The following is a 22115-nucleotide window of genomic DNA, read 5'->3' on the forward strand; positions in this document are numbered from 1 at the left end:
TAATTAGATTAAGTCCCAGAGATTAAAACACTTTCAAAAGGGTAAAAGGTACATGGGACGAACTCTACAAAATCGGCACTCGCTCCTGCTGCTGCCCAAAAAGCGATCGTCCTTGGCGTTCCCATCCCAAGCAATGACAATTTCAAAGTTTAATCAAGAAGATGACAGCGATCGCATTGAGCCTAGTCATAATGAAATTTACAACTGATAATAATAATTTCTGTTTCTGTAATTTTATAAACTAAGCGATGTTCATCATTAATGCGTCTTGACCAATAACCCTTGAGTTGATGTTTTAAGGGTTCGGGTTTACCGATTCCAGAGAAGGGATGGCGCAATATGTCGTCAATTAAATCAACGATTTTTTTATAGAGTTTTTTGTCTTCTATCGCCCATTCATTGAATTGTTTAAAAGCTTTCGGATCAAATACTATATTTTTCACGCCATTCTTTTACGGTAATTGTCACTAAGTTTTCTTTATTTTCTATTCTGTCAATAGCTTCGGATAATTCACGCTGATTGGCTTCTGTTGAAAGAAGATATTCGGTTGTATCGGGTTCAGGATCAGATACTAAAATAATAATATCCACATCTGTTCCTTCTTCTAGTTCCGTAGAATAAAGCTCTATTTTTCCTTCTCTGCCAACAATTCCTTTCTGTTTAATCGCTCTAATCATGATTTTTTCTCTTAAGATGTCAAACAATTATGGCTATTATATCAAAATCAGCATGAGTTAGAACTGTTGACAAGAAAAGCGATCGCACTAATGACACTCAAAGAGATCCCAGTTTTAAAGTTTAATCAAGAAGATAACAGCGATCGCACTGCCATCAATGTGCATGGTGCGTTCCCCAAAAGCGATCGCTTTGTAGCAGGACTTGCATTAGGGAACGCACCCTACGGCGATAGCGGTCCTTGTATTGGAACTGCTATACCAGGAATATAAAGATTTATTAAAATGTATCGTAGAATACAATGCGGGGGGGGTTAATGTGTATAGTCTATCTGCGACTTTTAGTTGGTTGTCCCTTAGCTAACCGGCAAAAGCAGCGCAGCTCAATTCTTAAATCCTAGATAAACCTAGATGATAAAAACTCTTGTTTCTTGTCTATTGGTGGTAGGAACAACCTCCTTAGCGGGAGTAATCGCCCCGGCTCAAGCCTTTACCCCTCTCTCCTTAACCAAAACCTTCAACAACCCCACCGCTGAAGATGACGACTATTTTGGCAGTTCCGTGTCCCTCAGTGGTACATCTGCCTTGATTGGGGCTTATGGGGATAAAACCGGCGCAACGGGTGCGGGGTCAGCCTATTTGTTTGATACAACCACAGGCACCCTCCTGAAAACCTTCAACAACCCCACCGCTGAAGATGACGACTATTTTGGCTATTCCGTGTCCCTCAGTGGCACAACTGCCTTGATTGGGGCTCCTAACGATAGCACCGGCGCAACGAGTGCGGGGTCAGCCTATTTGTTTGATACAACCACAGGCAACCTCCTGAGAACCTTCAACAACCCCACCCCGGCAGATTTCGACATTTTTGGCCATTCCGTGTCCCTCAGTGGCACAACTGCCTTGATTGGGGCTCCTAGCGATAACACCGGCGCAACGGGTGCGGGGTCAGCCTATTTGTTTGATACAACCACAGGCAACCTCCTGAAAACCTTCAACAACCCCACCGCTGAAGATTACGACTATTTTGGCTATTCCGTGTCCCTCAGTGGCACATCTGCCTTGATTGGGGCTATTAACGATAACACCGGCGCAACGAATGCGGGGTCAGCCTATTTGTTTGATACAATCACCGGCAACCTCCTGAAAACCTTCAACAACCCCACCCCGGCAGATTTCGACAATTTTGGCGCTTCCGTGTCCCTCAGTGGTACATCTGCCTTGATTGGGGCTTATGGGGATAGCACCGGCGCATCGGGTGCGGGGTCAGCCTATTTGTTTGAGACAACCACAGGCACCCTCCAGCAAACCTTCAACAACCCCACCGCTGAAGATTACGACAATTTTGGCAATTCCGTGTCCTTCAGTGGCACATCTGCCTTGATTGGGGCTTATGGGGATAGCACCGGCGCATCGGGTGCGGGGTCAGCCTATTTGTTTGAGACAACCACAGGCACCCTCCAGCAAACCTTCAACAACCCCACCGCTGAAGATTACGACAATTTTGGCAATTCCGTGTCCTTCAGTGGCACATCTGCCTTGATTGGGGCTTATGGGGATAGCACCGGCGCAACGAGTGCGGGGTCAGCCTATTTGTATCAAGAAACTCAAACAGTGCAAGTGCCTGAACCATCCTTAACTATCCTGGGTACAGGAGTGGTTTTAGGTGTTCTACCTTTTCTTAAAAAAGGGAAAAAGGACAAGGAGAAAGATGTCTAGAAAATAGCGAGGGAGACAAAATTATTTGTAGGACGGGTTAGCGGTAGCGTAACATGATCAGTCCTTGGGTTTCATGCTTCTACCTTCTTCGGCATCGCACTTAGACTGACAGCTGCCATCAATGTGCATGGTGCGTTCCCCAAAAGCGATCTCTGGATTAGCAGGACTTGCATTAGGGAACGCACCCTACGACTGCCTGACAGCTGCCATCAATGTGCATGGTGCGTTCCCCAAAAGCGATCTCTGGATTAGCAGGACTTGCATTAGGGAACGCACCCTACGACTGCCTGACAGCTGCCATCAATGTGCATGGTGCGTTCCCCAAAAGCGATCTCTGGATTAGCAGGACTTGCATTAGGGAACGCACCCTACAGCACTAATTTTATTTTCTTAGCCAATTGATTAAAAGATTTTTAATCCGTATTAGTCTTTCTGGTGAGATAGTTCCTAAACGTGCATTGATTACAGATGATTCGACACTTGTTAATCGTCCTAGTCGAATTAAAGAAGCCACTTTAAGTCCAGTAGTAATATAGTCAGAATCTGAGGTATTAATAATTTCGTCAAATCCTAGAGTAGCTTGATGGAGACGAGAAGAAATTAAAGCAAGTAATAAATCACGATGGCGACTTGGTGAAATAGCAATAATTAAAGCTGGACGCAGTTTTCCTGATTTCAAGTCTGCTTGAGGAAAACGAATTAGAACAATATCACCTGGTTTCATGGTTGATAAATTTCTTGAGCATCTGCTAGGGAATATTCAATTTCATCTCCTTCTTTGAAAAATTGCTCTAATGAAAATTTTTGCCAGTCTTCATCTTGCCAATTAGTATGTTCTGAAATGTTGTTTGGCTCAGGGGAAATTAATCGGGTAAAGTTGGCAATTTTTTCAACAATGTCATCAGGTAATCGGTCAATCTGTTGGTGAAGTTCTTCACGAATTGTAGCAGACATAAGTTAAATTATTTGATTAAGGTGTAGAATGGATATTATTGATTATAACTCAGATATTGGGTGGTAATTTGGGAAAAAGTAATGTTGGGTTTCTACCAGATCAGAGATCGCACTACGTTCTTCGGCATCGCACTCCTCATCCCCAAAAAGCGATCGCCCTTGGCGTTCCTATCCCAAGCAGTGACAATTTTAAAGTTTAATCAACAAGATGACAGCGATCGCACTACAAGATCGGCATCTGTGATTGATGTACGGCGAAACTCATTTAATTCTTGTTGAGATAGGGGGAGACAGTCCGAATCTGCTTCGGCTGCTTTGTCAATTTCTTCCTCAGTCATTGCTGCAACTTTTTCCCAATCTGTCTTACCATGACTAACATTTTCGGGATCAAGTCTGACTCTGGTAATATTGTCGTCGTTCATTTTTATTGGCTCTCCTTGCTGAAATAATGCGGTATCTGCCGTTTCTTTTGGTATAGACGACCAATAAAACTACTTGATTAACTATACCGATTACTTGAATTCTAGTTTCATTATAATCACGTTTATCTTCTCTTTCCAGACAGTTGGGATCTAGAAAAATGTTTTTTGCATCTTCAAAATCAATTTTATGCTTGAGCAAGTTGGCAGCAGCTTTATTATTGTCCCATTCTATCTCCATTTTATCGAGATTTTGTATCTAGTTCATAATATTTTGGATTATACATGATCGCCCTTTCCCATCATCAAAAAGCGATCGCCAACTCCGAAACCTTGCTAACATAATAAAAAATCATATTCAATAAACCTCATCGTGAGTTCCAATATCAATTAGGTTGATCTCTTCTTCTTGGGTTTCAGGGTTTGATTCAAAATTGAAAATAATTCGACAATCATATTCAACAGAAAAAGCCCAAGCATCTGATAATTTCCCTTTTAGTTTATGGGTGCGTAATATTGGATTATAGGGATCGTCAGCGAGTAGTCTCAATTTGGCTTCTATTTTTGATTTTAAGTCGGGTTGTCGTTTAATCCTTGTTTTGAAAGCGCATTTAAATGATTGGCTAAAAACCAAGTTAATCATTGTTTAGTTCGGCAATAATGGAATCAACATCTCCTCGAAAAACATTACCATTTTGATAGTCTTGTCGAGCTTGAGAAATATTTTGAGCAATTTGTTCTCGTCTTTTTTCGATTTGCCGATGTTTAACAATATTGATCAAGTCATCTTGTTCATCAAAAGAGAGATAGTCAATCATTTCTAAGATTTGACTAAATTGCATTGTTGGCGGCATTGTTACTTTCCCCTTTTTCAATACAGACTTTTATTTTACTCTGCTTGGGCAATAATGACATCCGCGATCGCGGATCGATGACAACTTTCCAACTCACAAAGAGAGATCGCCTCTCCTTATCCCCAAAAAGCGATCGCCCTTGGCGTTCCTATCCCAAGCAATGACAATTTCAGAGTTTAATCAAGAAGATAACAGCGATCGCACTACAAGATCGGCAATCATAGTTCAATTCCATTGATCCAAATTTCATACTCGCTTATATCAACTTCATCATTCCAAACGATTCCGCTACCTGATGGATCAAGTTGAAAGTTTTTAAAGAAAGCATAGTTTTTAAGGGAAGAAAACATCGTTTTTTCTAGTAGATTTTCACAGTTATATTTTCTAGCTTGATGATTAGAAAAATGCACCAATAGAGTATAATTTTCAATGATTTCGGCTGATGTTATTTTGGGATAAAGCATTGTTTTATTTCAAAGGTGGTAATTTATTAAATTCTTGAGTGTTCCACATTTTCAATAATTCTGATTGATAGATTGTTGCCCATTCTACAACCATTTTTGTGGCTCTATTAGGTAAGTCTCCTTCAATGATTTCTAAGGTTTCCAGATTAAATAGGGCGTTATATTCTCCATAAATCGCATGAAAATGGGGAGGTGGATGATCGGCAAAAAAGATTTTAATGATAATTCCATAAAATCGAGTAATTTCTGGCATAAATCTATTTTTATAAGTCTTGCTTTATGACAAAAATATTATAACAAAGCTTGTTGGGTTTTGTTACCTCGACCTAAATGACAAGATCGGCGATCGCTCTTGGCGTTCCTATCCCAAGCAATGGCAGTTTTAAAGTTTAATCAACAAGATGACAGCGATCGCACTACGTTCTTCGGCATCCCACTGACAGCTGCCATCAATGTGCATGGTGCGTTCCCCAAAAGCGATCGCTGGAGTAGCAGGACTTGCATTAGGGAACGCACCCTACCAGAGCGGCGATCGCACTTCCCATTGTCCTAATCTAAAACAATAGTAGTTCCTGTCCTAAAGGCACGATAACGACCTCTGTTAGGAACTTCAATGATTTCACCGTAGCCTTCTCTTAGACAAAAATTGAAGGGATCATTTGGAGCTTTTTTGCATTTACCGCATTCATGCCAGCCATCTCCAGTATTGTTATCGTATCTACACTTTTTGTTAGAAACTGGAATAAAACAATTCATAAAATTTTGACTATTTGGAGTATTGCCAAAACTACCCTGAAGTGGAGGAGAAATACGATATCGCCATTGACCATCCATTGTTTTATAACTTTCGCATTTATAAGTTTTTGGCTTGGCTTGAACAGGAGTTGATGATGCGACTGCTACAAGAACTGTAGCCAGCATGGAAACACTCAAAAGTTTGCAAATCATAAAAACTACCTTGTATTTGTCTTAATTCTTTGACTCAAACTCTGTCTAGCTACATATTATACAGAAACTTTCTGTCTAACAGTCCTCAGAGTAACGACAGGTGGAAACTTGCGGCATATTCCCCCATTTTAGCGCAATCGCTGGAACTTTTTCCCATATCATACCCAAGAGCATATTAGCCAGATTAAACAACCTCTTTTAAGTGGATTCCTAACAACAAGCTCAAATAAAATCGACTTTTCGGGAAGTGTAGCACTAAGTCTTCAATCCACCCCACAATTACCTAATTTTCGGGGAAAAAGGGCTCTTCGGGCTCTCCCAGGTTTGGTGGGTAAAATGTATTCTAGGATACAGTCCTGCTGGCGAGTGAGTGGAACGAACCACAAAGACACAAAGGACACAAAGATTGATCGATCATATTGTAAGTTAAACTGATCACACAGAACCTAGAAGAGCCCTCTTCGGGACTTGGTATGGTTCGATAGGGGGGCATAAATCGACTCAATCCTTATCTGGCAAGAGATTTAATTGATTAGTTCGCTCTAGATAAAAAACAATTGACAAAAATTGCGGCAATGTCTGTCTCTATAAAGGTTTCATTCCTTATAACCCCGTCCATTGTATAAGACAAACCGAAGAACCCTAATCCCTTACAAAAAAATACTCCGAAATCCTCGTGAACTTTACAGGGTAAGCTCATCTAATTTGGTATAAATTGTACTTGACAAAGATTTCTGAATAGGGTAATCAAATCGCCATAGCACCGTCCCGCACTGCCAGTACCCAGATCTGTAGGTTGGGTTGAGGTAACGAAACCCAACATTGCCCTTATTTCTTTCCTGAATTTTTTGGGTTTCACTTCTACATTTTATTCCATACCAATATCACTATCAAAGATCAGCTTTTCTGAAGCTCCCCACATCTGATCATAAATTCCTTCTTCAACATAACGGTGAAAACTGGAATATTGCCAATCTTTCGGAGCGTTTACTAATCCATGATGCACGGTATTCGAGATGATTAACAAAATCTCAATAAAAAACCCTTGACAAATCCCCGCACTTGACAGATAATTATATATATAATGGGAATCCGTGCCTTCCTACAAACCCTCTTTTTTTAGGTCAAATCATGCGATTAAATTTATTCCTGCTCCCTGGGGTTGAGTTCTAGCTTCAGCAGTTTTAGGAGATGGGAAATATGGCAGCTTGGATTATCGCTATTGTGAGCATAAAATCTTCCTATTTGTAGTGCCACTTGTTCTCTATATCTTTCTGGGGGTGATGTATTGTCCTCTGGGGGTTCAACTTCTAACCAATATTGCTTCGCTTTTTTGATAGTCAACAGAGCCAGCACTAATTCCGATTGGCTATTGTCGTGGCTAACTTGATATTGTTTTTGCCAAGATAGCTGTAATTTCTCCACTTCCGATAGTTCTAGGTTTTGACAATGAGAGATTCTCCCTTTAACTCTGGAAAAATTATTTTTTAAATCGGCATCATCCTTAATTTTATCTGCCATATCAAGATAAATATTTTCTAGCCTAGCAGCGGAATTTTGATAAACAGCCGAATGTTCGCTAAGAATTGATTGAATATGAGTATCGGGAAAAATAAAATAGCACTCTTTATGAATCAATCCCGTCACCCAAATTCTATGCTGTCCAACCCGATTGACTTTAATCAGTGATTTTTTATATAAGTCCTCAAAAATTTGCTCTAAATCCTTAAATGGATAGGAATCATCTAAACGTTTATTTTGTAAGTCTAAATCGACGATAGCGAACAGTTGCTGGGGATTTAAATAAGAAGCTTCTGGGTTATCTTCATGCAAACGCAAAAGATTAAAGTAAGTATTTAAAACATCATTTCTATCACCACAGTTAAAAAAAGTCGGTATCTGTTGTCTCCAATCCCTAGGAACACAGGCTTTATAAAAATTAGCATCGGGAAAATCTTCCATAGCTCGATAGGATTGAGGAGATAACCTGCCGGCAGTTTTTTTGATTTCCCCTTCACAGAGGATAACAAATTTATTAAGAATTTGACGGTTTGCCAGAATAAATTGACAATGTTCTAAAAGTTCCGTTTCCCTAAGACTCATGGGTTAGTTTCTCCATCTTTATTTCAATAGTTTTGGTTCTATCTCTTTAACATGAGCGGGAGTTAAAGCTTGACAGAGTTCATAGGAATGAGTGGCTAAGATATATTGATTGCTAGGTTCCCATTCCTGCAAGTCCTCAATAATTCTATATTGCCAGTCGGGATGGAGAGCAATCTCAATTTCATCCATCAAGACAATCGCATCTTTTATCCTACGATACTTTAGCCACAGATAGATACTTAATCGCTTCAGTTCCCCATGACTCAAATCCTCTGGATATAATTCTTCTCCGTTTGTGTCTCCTTTGAATTTAAAGGTAATCCCCGATATATCTTTATCTAAATTAATTTCTTTGTCGGATAAAATTGAATTTAAGTTTTGCCGTATTAGTTGATAATTATTTCCATATTCACCAGTTTCTATAGCTTGAGCAAAATCTTGATCACGAGCCATGATAAAGTAATTAATTAATAGCTCAACTGGCAGAAAATCGTAGGTAAATAAGTTGCTAAGTTTCTTTTTAACATCTGCCATGGCTAAATAATAGTTACTAGAGTCTGGATTCCCTTGATTTATCTGAAAAAGACTCTTGTTAGTAGCTTGGGGTAAAAAGATAAAAACTTGCGTTGAAGGTGCAGCTAAAAATATTTTTGAGGATAATTCTTTCATGAATAATTGAAATTCTTCTTGGGTTGATTGACTAAATTTACACAACAAAAATATCTCTTGATTCTTCTCGTTTTTGGCTTGACAAAGATATATTAAGCTATTTATTCCTAAAATATTTTTAATTATTTTTGTTTGCTGAAGTAATGTTTGAGATTGAGGAGCATCAATGTATATTTGAGCATTCGTCATTCCCAGTTTATCTTGAATAGAATTTATTATTACCTCTAAAAAATTTGCTGGATATTCATCTAAGTATCTATCTATTGTTGATATTATGTCTAAATCAAATAAAAAATTGAGTTCTTCTGGGGTAAATAAATGTCGAATTAATTTGTTTCTTTCTGTTTCATCTTCTAGCTTCAAGGTTGTAAGTTTTTCTTGAATATTTTTGAGTCTTTCACGTTGGCCATTTAGCTTTTTGATTTTTTGTTTAATGTCCTGTAATTTTTTTAAATCATCAACGTTAACAGTATCTAAATCTTCTTCTTGACCAGCAAGGTTAGATACCAAGTCTTTTATATAAGCATCTCTGCAAATAAAAAAATCTAGTTTTACTTCTTCCCGATTGTCGGTTAGAATTTCAAAAATAGCTAGGGTTTTCTGGTCTAACTCATCTTCTAGTTGACATCGATGGAGTACATTTACCACATATTCTATCTTTTCTGGATCACCAGAACAATGAAGCAAGATAAAAATTAATTGTAGAAGGGTACTTTTGCCACCGCCATTTTGACTGCCGATAGGGAATATCTGGGGAAAAAAGTCTTTCTCGAAACTAAGATCAATATTCTTTAACACTCGAAAGTCAGGAACTTGAACCCGTAGTAACCGCATTGTCAAAACTCCTGTAATCCTATCCTCTTGCTCATCTGCTTATTGTAGCTCACAGGCAAAGGTGAAACAATCTCTTATCCTACCGGCCAAATTCTGGCAGATTTTTTCAAAAAAATCCTTGACAAATCCCCGCACTTGACAGATACTTATATATAGAATGGGAATCCGTGCCTTCCTACAGACCCTCTTTTTTTAGGTTAGATAAGCTTCAAAAAAATAAAAACCTAATACCTGACCAGTGCTAAAGAGGATAGGTTATGACAACTAAAGACTTATACGAACAAGACTATCCTGCTTGGTTAGAAGAAACGGCCAAACAACTGCGACAAAGACAGACAGATGTATTAGATTGGGAACATCTCGAAGAAGAAATCGAAGCATTGGGGAACCAACAGAGACATAAAGTAGATAGTTATCTCCTACAATTGCTCATTCATCTGCTTCTCTACCAATACTGGCCGGAGGAACGAGAAAGATGTGCGCGGGGATGGCAGGACGAAATCGGTAACTTTCGGGTGGAATTAGAACTTTTATTGGAGTCAAAAACCCTTTATAACTATTTTTTAACCAGAATCGCCGTTATTTACCCCAAAGCAGTGAAGCGAGTCCGACAAAAAAGCCAATTACCGGCCGCTATCTTTGCCGAAAGCTGCCCCTATAGTCCCGAACAAATCCTCGATTCCGATTTTCTCCCCTGAAATTCTGGCAGATTTTTTCAAAAAAATCCTTGACAAATCCCCGCACTTGACAGATACTTATATATAGAATGGAAACCCGTGCCTTCCTACAGACCCTCTTTTTTTAGGTTAGATAAGCTTCAAAAAAATAAAAACCTGATAACCGATCCCTAACTACCTATAAGTTTTTCACCCAATCACTAATCAACTGGTTAACCTCTGTGGGAATTTCATCGTGGGGACAATGACCGGCAGTTAGATAATATTCTGTCAGAGAAGGATAGTATTGACGGAATTTGGCCCCGCGTTCCCGAGTATTCATCCAAGAGTCCCCCTCACCCCATAACATCAACAGGGGACAACTTGACTTTTGCAGGAGAATATCCACATTTTCCCCCCGGGGAGATTTAAACACAGAAGCAAAAACTTTGGCTGCTCCCGCATCCAGGGAAGGACGACGGATATCTTCTATTAACTGCTCAGTAATGGCACTGCGATCGAGATATACTTTCTCTAGGGTTTTGCGGATAGTTTTGGGTTGACGGGTATAGAGAAATAAGAGATAACTGGCCCAAGGTTGCAGCAAGACCGATCGCAGTAGTTTTTGTGCTAAATTAGGCTGACGATTGCTTTCTGTATCGCTAAAGGGACCGGCACTATTGAGGAGAATTAATCCCCGAACATTCTCGGAATGATTAGCAGCCACACAGAGAGAAGCGTAACCCCCCAGAGAATTACCCGCTAAAACCGTCGGTTGGCCCACAACTTCCTTGATAAAATCGTTTAATTGTTGCTGCCAAAGATTGCCACTATAGACAATATCCGGTTTAGCTGATCTACCGAATCCTAGCAGATCGATCGCCCATACTTCCCATTCTGAGGCTAAACCTGACACATTTTTTCGCCAATGGTCGGTGGAAGCGCCAAAACCGTGGACTAATAGTAAAGGGGGTTTTCCTGCGACTCTAGTACCCGCTTGCACATAGTGTATCGAATGTCCTTGCCATTGCCAATTTTGCCTTGTCGTCAGGGCAGCTGTATTCATCGGCTGTTTTGTTAAGTAATGTGAATAATTCTTAGTCTAACCGATTGGGAAACTGGAGACCAAGCTAGAGATTTTTAGCCAAACCCCTTGACTGAAAAGGGAACTTGACATATACTTATATGTAGAGTGGGAATCCGTGCCTGCCTGCAAACCCTTCATTTTTGGGCAAATAACCCTAAAAAACACTCTCAAAAAAAATCTTGAGCGGGATTAATCTGCTGGTATGGGTGGCTAACCCCAGAGAATTACTCCTGAATCACTGGGACAGTTTTTTCCTAATTCTGATAACAGCTATGAAGATTTTGACGATTTTACAGGGATTAATCGACAAAAATCCCTTAACTGAGGCGGATCTAGAAGAATTACTAGCGATCGAATCCTTAAATTTTAGGCAGACTAACCCTCTGATCCTACAGGAAAGGGCGGAACTATTAACGATTCTCTGGCCGCGAGTCTGGCAAAAATGTCAGGAGTTAGGGATAAATCAGCAAAATCAGATTTTGATCAGCTGTTGGCGCTTGTGGATTCCCTGGGCGCTAGAGCTACGCAGCCACGCAAAACCGTTGATTCAAGGCATTTTGGCTCCCCAAGGCACGGGGAAGACCACCTTAACATCCATAATGTCGATTATTTTAGCCTATTTTGATTTAAAAGTAAATAATCTCTCTTTAGATGATATTTATAAGACCTATAATGAGCGAATAAAATTGCGTCAAAAAGATGAAAGATTGCGCTGGCGTGGTCCACCGGGTACTCATGATATAGAATTAGGAATTAAAGTTTTAGAACAGGTTTGTCAGCAAGAAAGTCCGATTTTAATACCGCGTTTTGACAAGTCCCTGCATCAAGGACAAGGGGATAGAATTGCAGCGGAACAAGTGGAGGGAGTCGATATTCTTTTTTTCGAGGGTTGGTTTGTGGGCATGAATCCAGTAGAAGAAACAGTCTTTGATCATGCCCCCGATCCGATTAATAGCCAAGAAGACCGACAATTCGCCAGGGATAATAATCAAAGATTGCGAGAATATCTACCCCTCTGGTCAAAAATCGATCGCTTACTGATTCTTTATCCCCTTGACTACCGTTACAGTTTACAATGGCGACAGGCGGCCGAAACAAAAGGAGGTATGACACCATCAGAAATCGAGGAATTTGTCAAGTATTTTTGGAAAAGTTTACATCCGCAATTATTTCTGCCACCCCTGCTCAAACAAGCAGATCTAGTGGTAGAAATTAATCGCGATCATAGTCTGGGAAAAATCAGTTATCAGTGAGCAGTAATCAGTAATCAGTGAAAAGAAAGCCCCAAACTTGTAACTTAACACTATTGACTGATAACTCCCATCTGATAACTGATAACTGATAACTGATAACTGATAACTGATAACTCCCATCTGATAACTGATAACTGATAACTGATAACTGATAAAGCTTATGATTGAAGTCGAACATCTGAGTAAAATTTATGGTTCTGCCACGGCAATCAGTGACGTAGATTTTACCGTAGAAAAAGGAGAAATTCTCGGTTTTTTAGGACCAAATGGAGCTGGAAAAACCACCACTATGAGGATTTTATCCGGTTATATTCCTGCCACCACAGGAACAGCAAGGATAGCAGGATATGATGTGCATCAACAATCCTTAGAAGTGCGTCGTCGCATTGGTTATCTTCCCGAAAATCCCCCCTTGTATCCGGAGATGACCGTGGAAAGTTTTCTCGATTTTGTCGCACGGATTAAAGGCATCTCATCGGGGGATAGAAGAGCGCGGGTAGATTTAGTTTTAAGCAAATGTCAGTTACTAGAAAAAAGAAAAGTTATTATCCGCAAGTTATCCAAGGGTTATAAACAGCGTGTAGGAATTGCCCAAGCGATCATACATGATCCACCGGTAATTATTTTAGATGAACCGACAGTAGGATTGGATCCGAAACAGATTATCGAAGTGAGAAATCTGATTAAAAGTTTAGCGGGAGAACATACAATTATTCTCTCCACTCATATTTTGCCAGAAGTGAGTATTACCTGCGATCGAGCGACAATTATTAATCGGGGTCGCATCGTGGCCAATAATATTACTACCGCTACCCCTGCCGGTTCCAGTTATGAAATTGAGATCGAGGGTGATAGGGATTCCCTGCTAGAAATCCTTCAACAAATGCCGCAAGTCGAACAAGCAGCAAAAGTCGGCGATAACCTGCTTAAAATTGTTGGTCAAGCGGGGACAAACCTAGGGGCAGAACTTGCTAGAATAGTTGTCAACAATGGTTATAACCTATTAGAAATGCGTCGCACCCGTAAAACCCTAGAAGACATCTTTCTGGAAGTAATCGGCAGCGGGGAAAGTAATCACCAAGAGGAGAGGCATGATCAATAATATCTGGGCGATTTTTCGCAAGGAATTTCAAAGCTATTTTACCGCCGCCAATGCCTATATAATTATGGGGATATTTTGGTTAGTAGCGGGATTTTTCTTTAACTCCCTTCTCTACGGCATTATTCTCGATGTTAGTATCCAGGAACAATCGGGATTTCTGGTAGCCAGAGATACGGTATCTGAATTTATGACTACTTTCATCGGCATTATTTTATCCTCTTTATTGTTGGTAATTTTGCCAGCCCTGTCTATGGGATTATACGCAGAGGAAAAAAAACAGGGAACCCTAGAACTTTTAGCCACTTCCCCCCTGACTAATTGGAGTATAGCCATCGGTAAATTATTGGGAGTGCTGGCCTTTTTTACCGTGATGATTACCCCCCTCTGGGTTTACGAAATAGTAGTTTTTAGTAGCGCAGTTCCCCCGGTGAATATAGCCAGTGTTTTAATGGCTCATCTAGGATTAATTTTACTGGCAGCGGCCATCCTAGCCATCGGAATGTTTATTTCTTCCCTCACCAATAGTTCTATCCTGGCTTACATCATCACCTTTATCACCATCTTATTTATCTGGATACTGGATGTAATTGCTAACAATGCCGAAACCTTCTTTCGAGATCGTATCGGAGGAGAAGTGGGAGAACAGATCGGATTTTTCCTGAAAGAATTACTATCCCATCTATCTTGGTATCAACCCTTTAACAATTTCGTGCGGGGAATTTTTGACAGTAGTAGTTTAGTCATCCTCCTCAGTTATATTCTGCTGGGAATCTTCCTAACTACTCAATCGATCGAAGCGGACCGTTATCAAAGAAACTAACTATGATATCCTGGCAAAAATACAGTAAATTTCTCTATATACCCGCCCTCTTTCTGGGTAGTGCCGGCCTAACCGTGGGGTTAATCTCCGGTCAATGGTCATCCCTCTCTCTGGGGTTATTAATTGCCGGGGCTATTCTGTTTCTAGGGTGGCTGTTGTTATTAGTAATCACTTCCAAAGAATTTTGGCAAAAAAGAAGTACCCGCACCGGTACTCAAACCCTCATTACTACTATTATTGTCCTCAGCGTTATCGGTTTAATTAACTTTCTTGCCCTCCGTTATCCCTATCGAGTTGATTTAACCGAAAACCAAATCTTTAGTTTATCCCCCCAAACCGAAAGACTATTAACCAATCTGTCAAAACCAGTCAAAGTCTGGATTTTTTCAACCCGGGGAATCAGTGGCAACGAAGAGGAACTTTTAGCCAATTATCAACGCAAAAACCCCCAATTTCAGTACGAAATAGTTAACCCAGAGAAAAAACCCAATATCGCTCAGGAATTCAAAAAACTAGCCGATGATAATCTGTCCAGAGTCTATCTACAGTATGGTGAAAAAAAACAACCCCTGAAAACTATTAGTGAAGAGGAAAGTCTCACCGAAGCGAAACTGAGTAACGCCATCGAAACCGCTAAAACCGATCGCACTTTAACCGCTTACTTTCTGCAAGGTCATGGAGAAAATGCCATCAAAGAACCTCAAGGGGGTTTAGGACAAGCAGTCAATAGTTTAGAAGCAAAAGGTTATCAAGTAGAACCACTTAATCTAGTGGAACGTTCCACCATTCCCAGTAATGCCGATGTCATTATTATTGCCAGTCCCAAAAGAAAAATATTTCCCCAGGAAGTCACCGCTTTAAAAAACTATCTTGAGCAAGGGGGCAAAATTTTATTAATGATTGACCCCCAAACCGAAACCGGATTAGAACCCTTATTAACCGCTTGGGGTGTGAAACTAGATAATCGGATTATTATTGATGCTTCCGGTGCCGGGGAAATCATCGGACTAGGACCAGCTAGTCCCATTATTACCAATTACGGCAATCATCCCATTACTCGCGATTTTGCTAACGGTATTTCTATCTTTCCCTTTGCTCGTCCCATCGCTACCGTCCCCGTGGAAGGAATTGAAGCCATATCTTTAATGATTACTAATGATAAAATGTGGGCTGAGAGTGATTTAAATGATCAGAATCTCCAGTTTAACCCTGAAAAAGATTTAGCTGGCCCTTTTGATCTAGGGGTTGCTCTGACGGGAAAAAAAGGTAAATTAATCGTGATTGGTAATGCCAGCTTTGCCAGCGATGGACTATTTGAACAACAGTTAAACGGAGATATATTTTTAAATTCTGTGCAGTGGTTAGCCAGTGGTGAAACAGCCACCTTATCTATCCGGGCCAAGGAACCAGAAAATAGAAGAATCAATTTAAATCCCCTGCAAGCTAACGCTATTTTTTGGATAGCGATGGTGGTGATGCCTTTAGTAGGATTTACCCTAGCTGGATTGACTTGGTGGCAACGTCGTTAATCGAGTTAGAATCTAGAAAAATCATCTCTCTTAATTCCCCTAACTGCCATGACCACAACCCAAACTATCCCCCAATTGTTGACTTTTGATGACTATATCAATCAATATCCCGATGATGGACAACAATACGAATTAATCGCAGGAAAATTATCGGCCATGATGCGACCGATCGGAAAACACGAAGAAATTGGCGGATTTGTTTCTGGAACCCTATTCTTAGAGATAAATCGGCAGCAATTGCCCTATTTTATCCCCAATACTGCCGCAGTAAAACCCCTTCGCCCCCATACAGGTTATCTACCCGATATTATTATCTTAGACAGAGAAAATCTAGTTAATGATCCCTATTGGGAAACCGCTTCCTCAATTTCTCTGGCAACATCAGCTAAATTAATTATTGAAATTGTCAGTTCCAATTGGCGAGATGATTATCTGAAAAAATTCGACGACTACGAACAATTAGGAATTGCCGAATATTGGATTATCGATTATTTAGCCAAAGGTTCGGCCCGATATATCGGCAGCCCCAAAGAACCCACCATTTCTATCTATCAATTAATAGATGGAGAATATCAAGGTAATTTATTTAAACAGGATCAACGTCTTATTTCAGGGATTTTTCCAGAGTTAAACCTCACTGCTAATCAAATTTTTTGTGCTAGAGCTTAAAGAAAAACCCGTATTTTTAGATTAATTACTATTTTCCACCGTGGGAAGAGGAGAAGGTGATAAAACAGGAGGAGCGATCGGTTCAATTTTATCCTCATTAACCGGGGGATTAATCACCTCTGGAACAGGGGAAGGGGAGGGAGAAGGAGAAGGGGAAGGAGAAGGGGAAGGAGAAGGAGAAGGAAGGGGAGAAACTTGAGGACTTGGCTCCGTTTCGGGAAGAGGAACAGGAATAGGAATTACTTCTTCTGGGGTGGGACTAGGAGTTAATTCTGGAGTCGCTTCTGGAGTAGGAATCACCTCTGGGGTAGGAGTAGGGGATGGAGTGGGAGTCGGGGAATAAATGGGAGTCCGTTGACGAGAAGGTCGTCGGATAGGGGGAAAATCTTGGGAGGGAGGAGGAATGATTTCAGGACTAGGAGAAGGTTCAGGGGTTGGTAATGGTTCAATTTCCTCATTTTTGGGTAAAAGAGCCATAAATCCCCGATATCCTAGGGCAAAAGCCCCAATTGTCACCGCAAAAATCAGCAAAATCCACAGCCAAGGATTCTTTTTTTCCCCAGAATTGGGTTGAATAACCACAGTGGGGGAGACGGTTGGTTTTGGGGGTGTAGAGGACTTTAATCGGGGACTATGGGGAGAAACCGCGATAGTCGGTTGGGTGGACAAATCGGGGGCTATTTCTCCTAAAGCTGCTAACATTTCCCTGGCAGTAGCAAATCGATCCCGGGGATGAAAACGGATCGCTCGATCGATTACCATAGCTAAATTAGGATTAACATTTTCTGCCTCCTGTCGCCAGAGAATTTCCCCCGTGCGCGAGTCAGTTTCTAGATATTGGGGAGTTTTTCCCGTTAATAAAAAAATCGCCGTTAAGCCTAGGCTGTAAAGGTCACTAGAAAAGACCGGTCTCCCGGCAGCCTGTTCCGAAGCCATATAACCGGGGGTGCCAAGGGCGATCGAATAGGCACTTTTTCCCGTAGGATCGAGTAAGGTGGCGACAGCCTCTTTCATTACCCCAAAATCGATTAAAACGGGCAAATTATCACTATTTCTTAAGATAATATTATCGGGTTTCACATCCCGGTGAATAATGCGGCGACTGTGAATAAAATCAAGAACAGGCAGTAAATTCTCTAAAATCGTCCGCACTGCTGAGGAGGATAAATTTCCCTGTCGTTGCTGTTTTTGGGTTAGTGTCTCCCCTTCAATCCACTCCTGCACCAGATAGAAATGATTATCTTGGGCAAAATAACCGTATAAACGGGGTATTTGGCGATTTTGTTCCCCCAATTCCTCTAAAACGCTTGCTTCTTTCTGAAAACGTTCTTTTAACCATTCTGGCATCCCCTCACTTTGAATAGCCGGCTGCAATTTTTTAATCACACAGCGCCGTTGAGAAGGCATATTCGTATCGATAGCGATATAAGTTTCCCCAAATCCCCCCCTAGCAAGGGTGCTAACAATTTGGTAGCGATTGTTTAAAAGCACTAGATTCATTACCCTGAGAGTGCAAGCGTGGTCCTAAATTGTTCCTAGACTAACATTCTTTCGTTAAGGAAAAAGTCAAGGGAAAAACTAGAGTCAAGTCTAAGGAATCCAGCGACGGATTTTCGTCCACAAAGGTGCATTATCTTGGCTACTCATCTCCAGAAAACTTTGATAACAATCGTAAGCGCGATTAAGATGGGCAGTGATTTCTGTAGCATTGGGATGGGAATTGCGATCGGGATGCCAATAACACAAGAGAGTTTTATAATTATTCTCAATCCGGCTAGTCGTGGTAAAAGGAGTAATCCCCAAAACTCGCCACCAAACGGGATTAGCGGACTCTATAATCATCACGGCCAAGGAACGGGGCGAAGGATAGAGAATTTGGGCGATTAATGACCAATCTGACCCATAACACACCCGATAAACCGCTTTAACCTGCTCTTTTCCCAACTGTTGACAAGCTTGTAAATGCCATTGACGAAAATCCCCCCGCATCTGCTGATGAGTTCGCAAATCTCGCCTGGCAAATCTGCCCTCAGCTAGTTTATTAGTCCCGATAGTGTTAAAGTTACCATTAGCGATCGCTTTTAGATCCCAGTAAAGATGATAAAAAGGATCTTGACCCAAGGCCAGACTTTCCAGAATTTCCTTAGCGTAACCTCTAGCCGGATTTAACCGCAATAATTCCCGTAATTCCCGACAAAACTGCTCATTTTCGGGCATACCGCGCCATTGCCAATAGTTAACATCCGGTTTTGCCAGAGACTGCCTATATACACTGCGCCACACCTGCGGAACAGTACAGGCGATCGGGGTAGCCAAGGGAGTAGCCAGGGGACAAAATTGACCCTTTAAAGAGCTTTCAGGAGCATCTTCTAGTAAACAGGCAAGATGATAGGCGGGATGACTACGGGGCGTTTTTTGGGGGCTAATAAACCAAAAAGCCGTTAAAATGATAATTAAGTACAAGAGTAGAGAAAGAATTTGCTCCGCCATCGCCACTTTTAGTTAGTCTGCTCAGTTACCTGAAGAATTATAATTCGTGCTATGGTCGCTGAAAAGTTCTTTGTATCTCAGCTGATTGTCAGGAATCTACAAAACGGGGTGATATGTCGAAAGTTTCCATATATTCCTACTTTGGTTATTCGGAAAGTTTCTGTATAATTAATAGTTAGATGGCTTAGGTTATAGGTTGGGGCATACTTGAAAAGTCTCTGTTCGAGTTCAAAAATTAAAGTGATCAGCACACCTGGAGCAATATGCGTCAATCAGAATCAAAAATTGCACTGCTGATTGATGCAGACAACGCCCCTGCATCAAAAATTGAGGCGATCGTCTCTGAAATTGCAAAGTATGGAGTTGCCAATATTCGTAAGGCTTACGGAAACTGGAAAAGTCCTGCGCTGAAAGCTTGGGAGGAGTGTTTGCACGAATACGCTATTCGCCCCGTCCAACAGTTCGACTATACGAAGGGCAAAAATGCTACTGATGCTGCAATGATTATTGATGCAATGGATTTGCTGTATACACAACAGTTGGATGCTTTTGCAATCGTGTCGAGCGATTGTGACTTTACTCCTTTAGTGATGCGAATTTTGACAAATGGCTTAAAAGTCTATGGATTTGGCGAGAAGAAAACACCATTGCCTTTTGTTTATGCGTGTTCAACATTTTTATACCTAGAAACTATTGATCAAGCAGTAAATTCTGAGGAGACTTCCAAAGTTTCTGCAAGTGTGAAGAAAACTGGTAAAGAGTTGAAGCAAGACACCAAATTAATCAGTTTATTGAGGGGCGCTGTTTCTAGCACTCTAGACGATGATGGTTGGTCGAATTTGGCAGAGATTGGCGGACACATAGCAAATCAGACATCTTTTGACCCACGCAACTACGGATATGCAAAGTTGAGTGGCCTGTTCGAGGCTATTGACTTATTCGAGATTCAGCGAAAAAATAAGACAGTCTTCGTGAGGAGCAAGCAAAAGAATGGCACTACTCCAAAAACGTAGTGCAGATCTAGTAGGATGCGTTCCCTAATGTAAGTCCTACCGCTGCAGCGATCGATTTTGGGGAACACACCATGGTCATTGATTTTTTGATTTACCTTGGCACTACTGCGACATTGGTAGATTAGGTGAGGGGAGCGAAGTCGTTTTTGAAATATACAGGGCCTCTGTGATCTGAAACCGTCAGAATCAAATTGTTGATGTGGCGGCTTCTGATGCAGATCCGTTGGTGCGATCGCTAACATTTGATTATTCTCGACCCTAAACAGCCTTTGACCTAGAGGGAAATGTTCACAGATTGACAGTCAGCCCGGCATTCAGCTATGTTTGAGATATTTAGAGCAAAACCTTTGAATGCCGACGCTGTTAACCGTTGGTTCATACCGATTCTTTTGCTATGCAGGCGATCGCAATGAGCCACCGCACATCCATGTTGAACGAGATCGAGAGATTGCTAAATTCTGGCTTCAGCCGGTGCGCCTTCAAAGTAACCGAGGATTTAACCGCACTGAAATTAACCGCATTCAAAAACTTGTGCAAGAAAACCAAGAGCAATTGTTAGCAGGCTGGCATGATTTCTTTAACGACTGAGCTATTTGAAACCCTCGCTATTCAGCAATTAGCCATCACAGATGATGCGCTTACTGTAGATTTATCTGACGGACGCACCCTATCTGTTCCCCTGGCATGGTATCCCCGTCTTCAGCATGGCTCAACTGAGGAGCGTAATGACTATCGTTTTATCGCCGGTGGCAATGGAATCCACTGGAATCAACTAGATGAAGACATTAGTGTTAAAAACTTAATTCTTGGCCAACCATCAGGGGAAAGTCAAAAATCATTTCAGCGTTGGTTAAATAATCGAGAAGCGATCATCTAACAAATCACTGCACTCGACCTTATGCTAGAGTTTCATAATTACCCAAAGCTAATGAGGCAAAAAATAATGGACAAAAATAAGCCAGAAGAAGTTCAAGAAGCAATGATTTCAGTGGGAGTGGGTACAGCGATTGGAGCTAGTGCATCGGCAGTAGTTGGCGGTATGGGACTGGCTGTAGGAGGAACTGCTCTAGGAGTCGGTATGGCTCCAGTAGCAGCGGCAGGAGCAGTGGTCGGCACAGCAGTTTACGGAACCAAGAAAGCAATAGAAGAACAAGACGCAACGGCAATTGGAGCAGCGGCAATTGGTGCGGGTGCTGGAGCCGGTATATCAGCATTGGTTGGAGGTATGGGATTAGCAGTGGGAGGGACGGCAGTTGCAGTTACAATGGCTCCCGTAGCGGCAGTAGGAGCAGTAATTGGTTTAGCTGGGTATGGTATCTCTAAATTATTCACTGAGTAAGTAATGGTTAAACGGAAAAGACAGTCCCCCAATGCTGCTCAAAAATTAGTAAGAGGAGCAATTCGGGATTTTATTAATCAGCTTAATGGCATAGTTATTGAGCCGGAGATAAATACTCCTGTAAAGGGTACAGAGGCTTGGTATCGGGACGAACTGGCTAGAGAATTAGGAGGAAAAACCGAGGTTTACATTGATAAGGTAGGTAGAATAGATGTCTTAACTAATACGGAAATAATTGAAGTTAAAAATACAAAAGGCTGGAAATCAGCGATCGGGCAAATAAAGAGTTATGGACAGTATTATCCCAAGCATAAAATGAGAGTTCACCTATTTGGGAAATTGACTGAGAGTAAACTAGAAACTATTCAGAGAGTATGTAACCTAGAAGGCATAACTCTAACTTGGGAATAGTATGATCGCTGCTCTGGTAGGGTGCGTTCCCTGATGCGGGTCCTACCGCTGCAGTGATCGATTTTAAGGAAACCCAACATCCTTACCTGTTACTATGAAAGGATATA

At 41.2% G+C, this 22115-nt stretch carries 30 protein-coding genes; 13 read left to right on the top strand and 17 right to left on the bottom strand.

From position 1 onward, the window contains the following. Positions 1-182: 182 nt before the first annotated feature. Both B5D77_RS23050 and B5D77_RS23055 read right to left on the bottom strand, forming a co-directional pair. Positions 183-443 (bottom strand): Txe/YoeB family addiction module toxin, encoded by a 261-nt coding sequence (locus tag B5D77_RS23050; RefSeq protein WP_002735847.1) that lies wholly within the window; start codon positions 441-443, stop codon positions 183-185. Next, complete coding sequence (locus B5D77_RS23055; RefSeq protein ID WP_008199246.1) at positions 424-678, bottom strand: hypothetical protein; 255 nt, start codon at positions 676-678, stop codon at positions 424-426. The genes B5D77_RS23050 and B5D77_RS23055 overlap by 20 nt, the downstream gene beginning before the upstream one ends. 90 nt (positions 679-768) lie before the next feature. On the opposite strand from B5D77_RS23055, the gene B5D77_RS26385 reads away from it, so the two are divergent. Both B5D77_RS26385 and B5D77_RS23060 read left to right on the top strand, forming a co-directional pair. Further along, positions 769-948 carry a hypothetical protein gene (locus tag B5D77_RS26385; RefSeq protein ID WP_173915176.1) on the top strand — a complete coding sequence of 60 codons (180 nt, stop codon included), beginning with the start codon at positions 769-771 and terminating at the stop codon, positions 946-948. A gap of 138 nt (positions 949-1086) precedes the next feature. Then, entirely contained in the window at positions 1087-2394 is a 1308-nt protein-coding gene (locus B5D77_RS23060) for a PEP-CTERM sorting domain-containing protein (RefSeq protein WP_106909718.1), read from the top strand. Between the two features lie 382 nt (positions 2395-2776). Here B5D77_RS23060 and B5D77_RS23065 read toward each other — a convergent pair whose 3' ends face one another. From B5D77_RS23065 to B5D77_RS23130, 11 genes are all read right to left on the bottom strand, one after another. Continuing rightward, entirely contained in the window at positions 2777-3118 is a 342-nt protein-coding gene (locus B5D77_RS23065; protein WP_002801547.1) for a type II toxin-antitoxin system PemK/MazF family toxin, read from the bottom strand. Continuing rightward, positions 3115-3348 (bottom strand): hypothetical protein, encoded by a 234-nt coding sequence (locus tag B5D77_RS23070; RefSeq protein WP_008199250.1) that lies wholly within the window; start codon positions 3346-3348, stop codon positions 3115-3117. The genes B5D77_RS23065 and B5D77_RS23070 overlap by 4 nt, the downstream gene beginning before the upstream one ends. Before the next feature lie 200 nt (positions 3349-3548). Then, positions 3549-3770, bottom strand: a complete 222-nt coding sequence (locus tag B5D77_RS23080; protein ID WP_002801544.1) for a hypothetical protein — start codon at positions 3768-3770, stop codon at positions 3549-3551. Further along, positions 3736-4008 carry a BrnT family toxin gene (locus tag B5D77_RS23085; protein WP_002777949.1) on the bottom strand — a complete coding sequence of 91 codons (273 nt, stop codon included), beginning with the start codon at positions 4006-4008 and terminating at the stop codon, positions 3736-3738. The genes B5D77_RS23080 and B5D77_RS23085 overlap by 35 nt, the downstream gene beginning before the upstream one ends. 117 nt (positions 4009-4125) lie before the next feature. Further along, positions 4126-4410, bottom strand: coding sequence for a type II toxin-antitoxin system YafQ family toxin (locus tag B5D77_RS23090; RefSeq protein ID WP_106909720.1), 285 nt, complete (start codon positions 4408-4410; stop codon positions 4126-4128). Beyond that, positions 4403-4621 carry a hypothetical protein gene (locus tag B5D77_RS23095; protein ID WP_002757428.1) on the bottom strand — a complete coding sequence of 73 codons (219 nt, stop codon included), beginning with the start codon at positions 4619-4621 and terminating at the stop codon, positions 4403-4405. The genes B5D77_RS23090 and B5D77_RS23095 overlap by 8 nt, the downstream gene beginning before the upstream one ends. A gap of 218 nt (positions 4622-4839) precedes the next feature. After that, positions 4840-5085, bottom strand: a complete 246-nt coding sequence (locus B5D77_RS23100; protein WP_002737254.1) for a DUF2442 domain-containing protein — start codon at positions 5083-5085, stop codon at positions 4840-4842. 4 nt (positions 5086-5089) lie between these two features. Next, entirely contained in the window at positions 5090-5338 is a 249-nt protein-coding gene (locus B5D77_RS23105) for a DUF4160 domain-containing protein (protein ID WP_002736965.1), read from the bottom strand. A gap of 296 nt (positions 5339-5634) precedes the next feature. After that, positions 5635-6033 carry a hypothetical protein gene (locus B5D77_RS26060; RefSeq protein WP_159036990.1) on the bottom strand — a complete coding sequence of 133 codons (399 nt, stop codon included), beginning with the start codon at positions 6031-6033 and terminating at the stop codon, positions 5635-5637. 1143 nt (positions 6034-7176) lie between these two features. Beyond that, positions 7177-8136, bottom strand: a complete 960-nt coding sequence (locus B5D77_RS23125) for a hypothetical protein (protein ID WP_106909722.1) — start codon at positions 8134-8136, stop codon at positions 7177-7179. 18 nt (positions 8137-8154) lie between these two features. Continuing rightward, positions 8155-9639 carry an AAA family ATPase gene (locus tag B5D77_RS23130; RefSeq protein ID WP_106909723.1) on the bottom strand — a complete coding sequence of 495 codons (1485 nt, stop codon included), beginning with the start codon at positions 9637-9639 and terminating at the stop codon, positions 8155-8157. Positions 9640-9896: 257 nt separating this feature from the next. Between B5D77_RS23130 and B5D77_RS23135 the strand changes: the two genes are divergently transcribed. Beyond that, positions 9897-10337: a DUF29 domain-containing protein gene (locus B5D77_RS23135; RefSeq protein WP_008199264.1), complete on the top strand. Its 441-nt coding sequence runs from the start codon at positions 9897-9899 to the stop codon at positions 10335-10337. 157 nt (positions 10338-10494) lie between these two features. Here the strand turns inward: B5D77_RS23135 and B5D77_RS23140 are convergent, their stop codons facing one another. Continuing rightward, a complete protein-coding gene (locus B5D77_RS23140; RefSeq protein ID WP_106909724.1) occupies positions 10495-11361 on the bottom strand; it encodes an alpha/beta fold hydrolase in 867 nt (288 codons plus the stop codon). Between the two features lie 293 nt (positions 11362-11654). On the opposite strand from B5D77_RS23140, the gene B5D77_RS23145 reads away from it, so the two are divergent. Beyond that, positions 11655-12635, top strand: coding sequence for a hypothetical protein (locus tag B5D77_RS23145; protein ID WP_008199272.1), 981 nt, complete (start codon positions 11655-11657; stop codon positions 12633-12635). Between the two features lie 7 nt (positions 12636-12642). Here the strand turns inward: B5D77_RS23145 and B5D77_RS26065 are convergent, their stop codons facing one another. Next, positions 12643-12813, bottom strand: a complete 171-nt coding sequence (locus tag B5D77_RS26065; RefSeq protein WP_159036991.1) for a hypothetical protein — start codon at positions 12811-12813, stop codon at positions 12643-12645. Here B5D77_RS26065 and B5D77_RS23150 point away from each other — a divergent pair. The 4 genes from B5D77_RS23150 to B5D77_RS23165 are packed head-to-tail and all read left to right on the top strand — an operon-like array spanning position 12796 to position 16755. Next, a complete protein-coding gene (locus B5D77_RS23150) occupies positions 12796-13737 on the top strand; it encodes an ABC transporter ATP-binding protein (protein WP_008199273.1) in 942 nt (313 codons plus the stop codon). The two genes, B5D77_RS26065 and B5D77_RS23150, sit on opposite strands and share 18 nt — an antisense overlap. Next, complete coding sequence (locus B5D77_RS23155) at positions 13727-14557, top strand: ABC transporter permease (RefSeq protein ID WP_008199278.1); 831 nt, start codon at positions 13727-13729, stop codon at positions 14555-14557. Before B5D77_RS23150 ends, B5D77_RS23155 begins: the two co-directional genes overlap by 11 nt. Before the next feature lie 2 nt (positions 14558-14559). Further along, positions 14560-16086, top strand: a complete 1527-nt coding sequence (locus tag B5D77_RS23160; protein ID WP_106909725.1) for a Gldg family protein — start codon at positions 14560-14562, stop codon at positions 16084-16086. Positions 16087-16134: 48 nt separating this feature from the next. Beyond that, positions 16135-16755 carry a Uma2 family endonuclease gene (locus tag B5D77_RS23165; RefSeq protein WP_106909726.1) on the top strand — a complete coding sequence of 207 codons (621 nt, stop codon included), beginning with the start codon at positions 16135-16137 and terminating at the stop codon, positions 16753-16755. A gap of 21 nt (positions 16756-16776) precedes the next feature. Here B5D77_RS23165 and B5D77_RS23170 read toward each other — a convergent pair whose 3' ends face one another. Both B5D77_RS23170 and B5D77_RS23175 read right to left on the bottom strand, forming a co-directional pair. Then, a complete protein-coding gene (locus tag B5D77_RS23170; RefSeq protein WP_106909727.1) occupies positions 16777-18255 on the bottom strand; it encodes a serine/threonine-protein kinase in 1479 nt (492 codons plus the stop codon). A 90-nt stretch (positions 18256-18345) separates the two neighbouring features. After that, positions 18346-19245 (bottom strand): J domain-containing protein, encoded by a 900-nt coding sequence (locus tag B5D77_RS23175; protein WP_106909728.1) that lies wholly within the window; start codon positions 19243-19245, stop codon positions 18346-18348. A gap of 263 nt (positions 19246-19508) precedes the next feature. Between B5D77_RS23175 and B5D77_RS23180 the strand changes: the two genes are divergently transcribed. The 5 genes from B5D77_RS23180 (at position 19509) to B5D77_RS23205 (ending at position 22008) form a co-directional block, all read left to right on the top strand. Next, positions 19509-20258 (top strand): NYN domain-containing protein, encoded by a 750-nt coding sequence (locus B5D77_RS23180; RefSeq protein ID WP_106909729.1) that lies wholly within the window; start codon positions 19509-19511, stop codon positions 20256-20258. Between the two features lie 351 nt (positions 20259-20609). After that, positions 20610-20846 (top strand): DUF4160 domain-containing protein, encoded by a 237-nt coding sequence (locus B5D77_RS23190; RefSeq protein ID WP_039900313.1) that lies wholly within the window; start codon positions 20610-20612, stop codon positions 20844-20846. Next, positions 20827-21135 (top strand): DUF2442 domain-containing protein, encoded by a 309-nt coding sequence (locus B5D77_RS23195; RefSeq protein WP_002804492.1) that lies wholly within the window; start codon positions 20827-20829, stop codon positions 21133-21135. The genes B5D77_RS23190 and B5D77_RS23195 overlap by 20 nt, the downstream gene beginning before the upstream one ends. A 63-nt stretch (positions 21136-21198) precedes the next feature. Then, the gene (locus B5D77_RS23200) at positions 21199-21597 is read left to right on the top strand and encodes a hypothetical protein (RefSeq protein WP_079209156.1); all 399 of its coding nucleotides are present in this window, start codon (positions 21199-21201) and stop codon (positions 21595-21597) included. Positions 21598-21600: 3 nt separating this feature from the next. Beyond that, positions 21601-22008 carry a hypothetical protein gene (locus tag B5D77_RS23205; protein WP_106909730.1) on the top strand — a complete coding sequence of 136 codons (408 nt, stop codon included), beginning with the start codon at positions 21601-21603 and terminating at the stop codon, positions 22006-22008. Positions 22009-22115 lie beyond the last annotated feature (107 nt).

The sequence above is a fragment of the Microcystis sp. MC19 genome (genome assembly GCF_003019735.1).
GTDB lineage: Bacteria > Cyanobacteriota > Cyanobacteriia > Cyanobacteriales > Microcystaceae > Microcystis.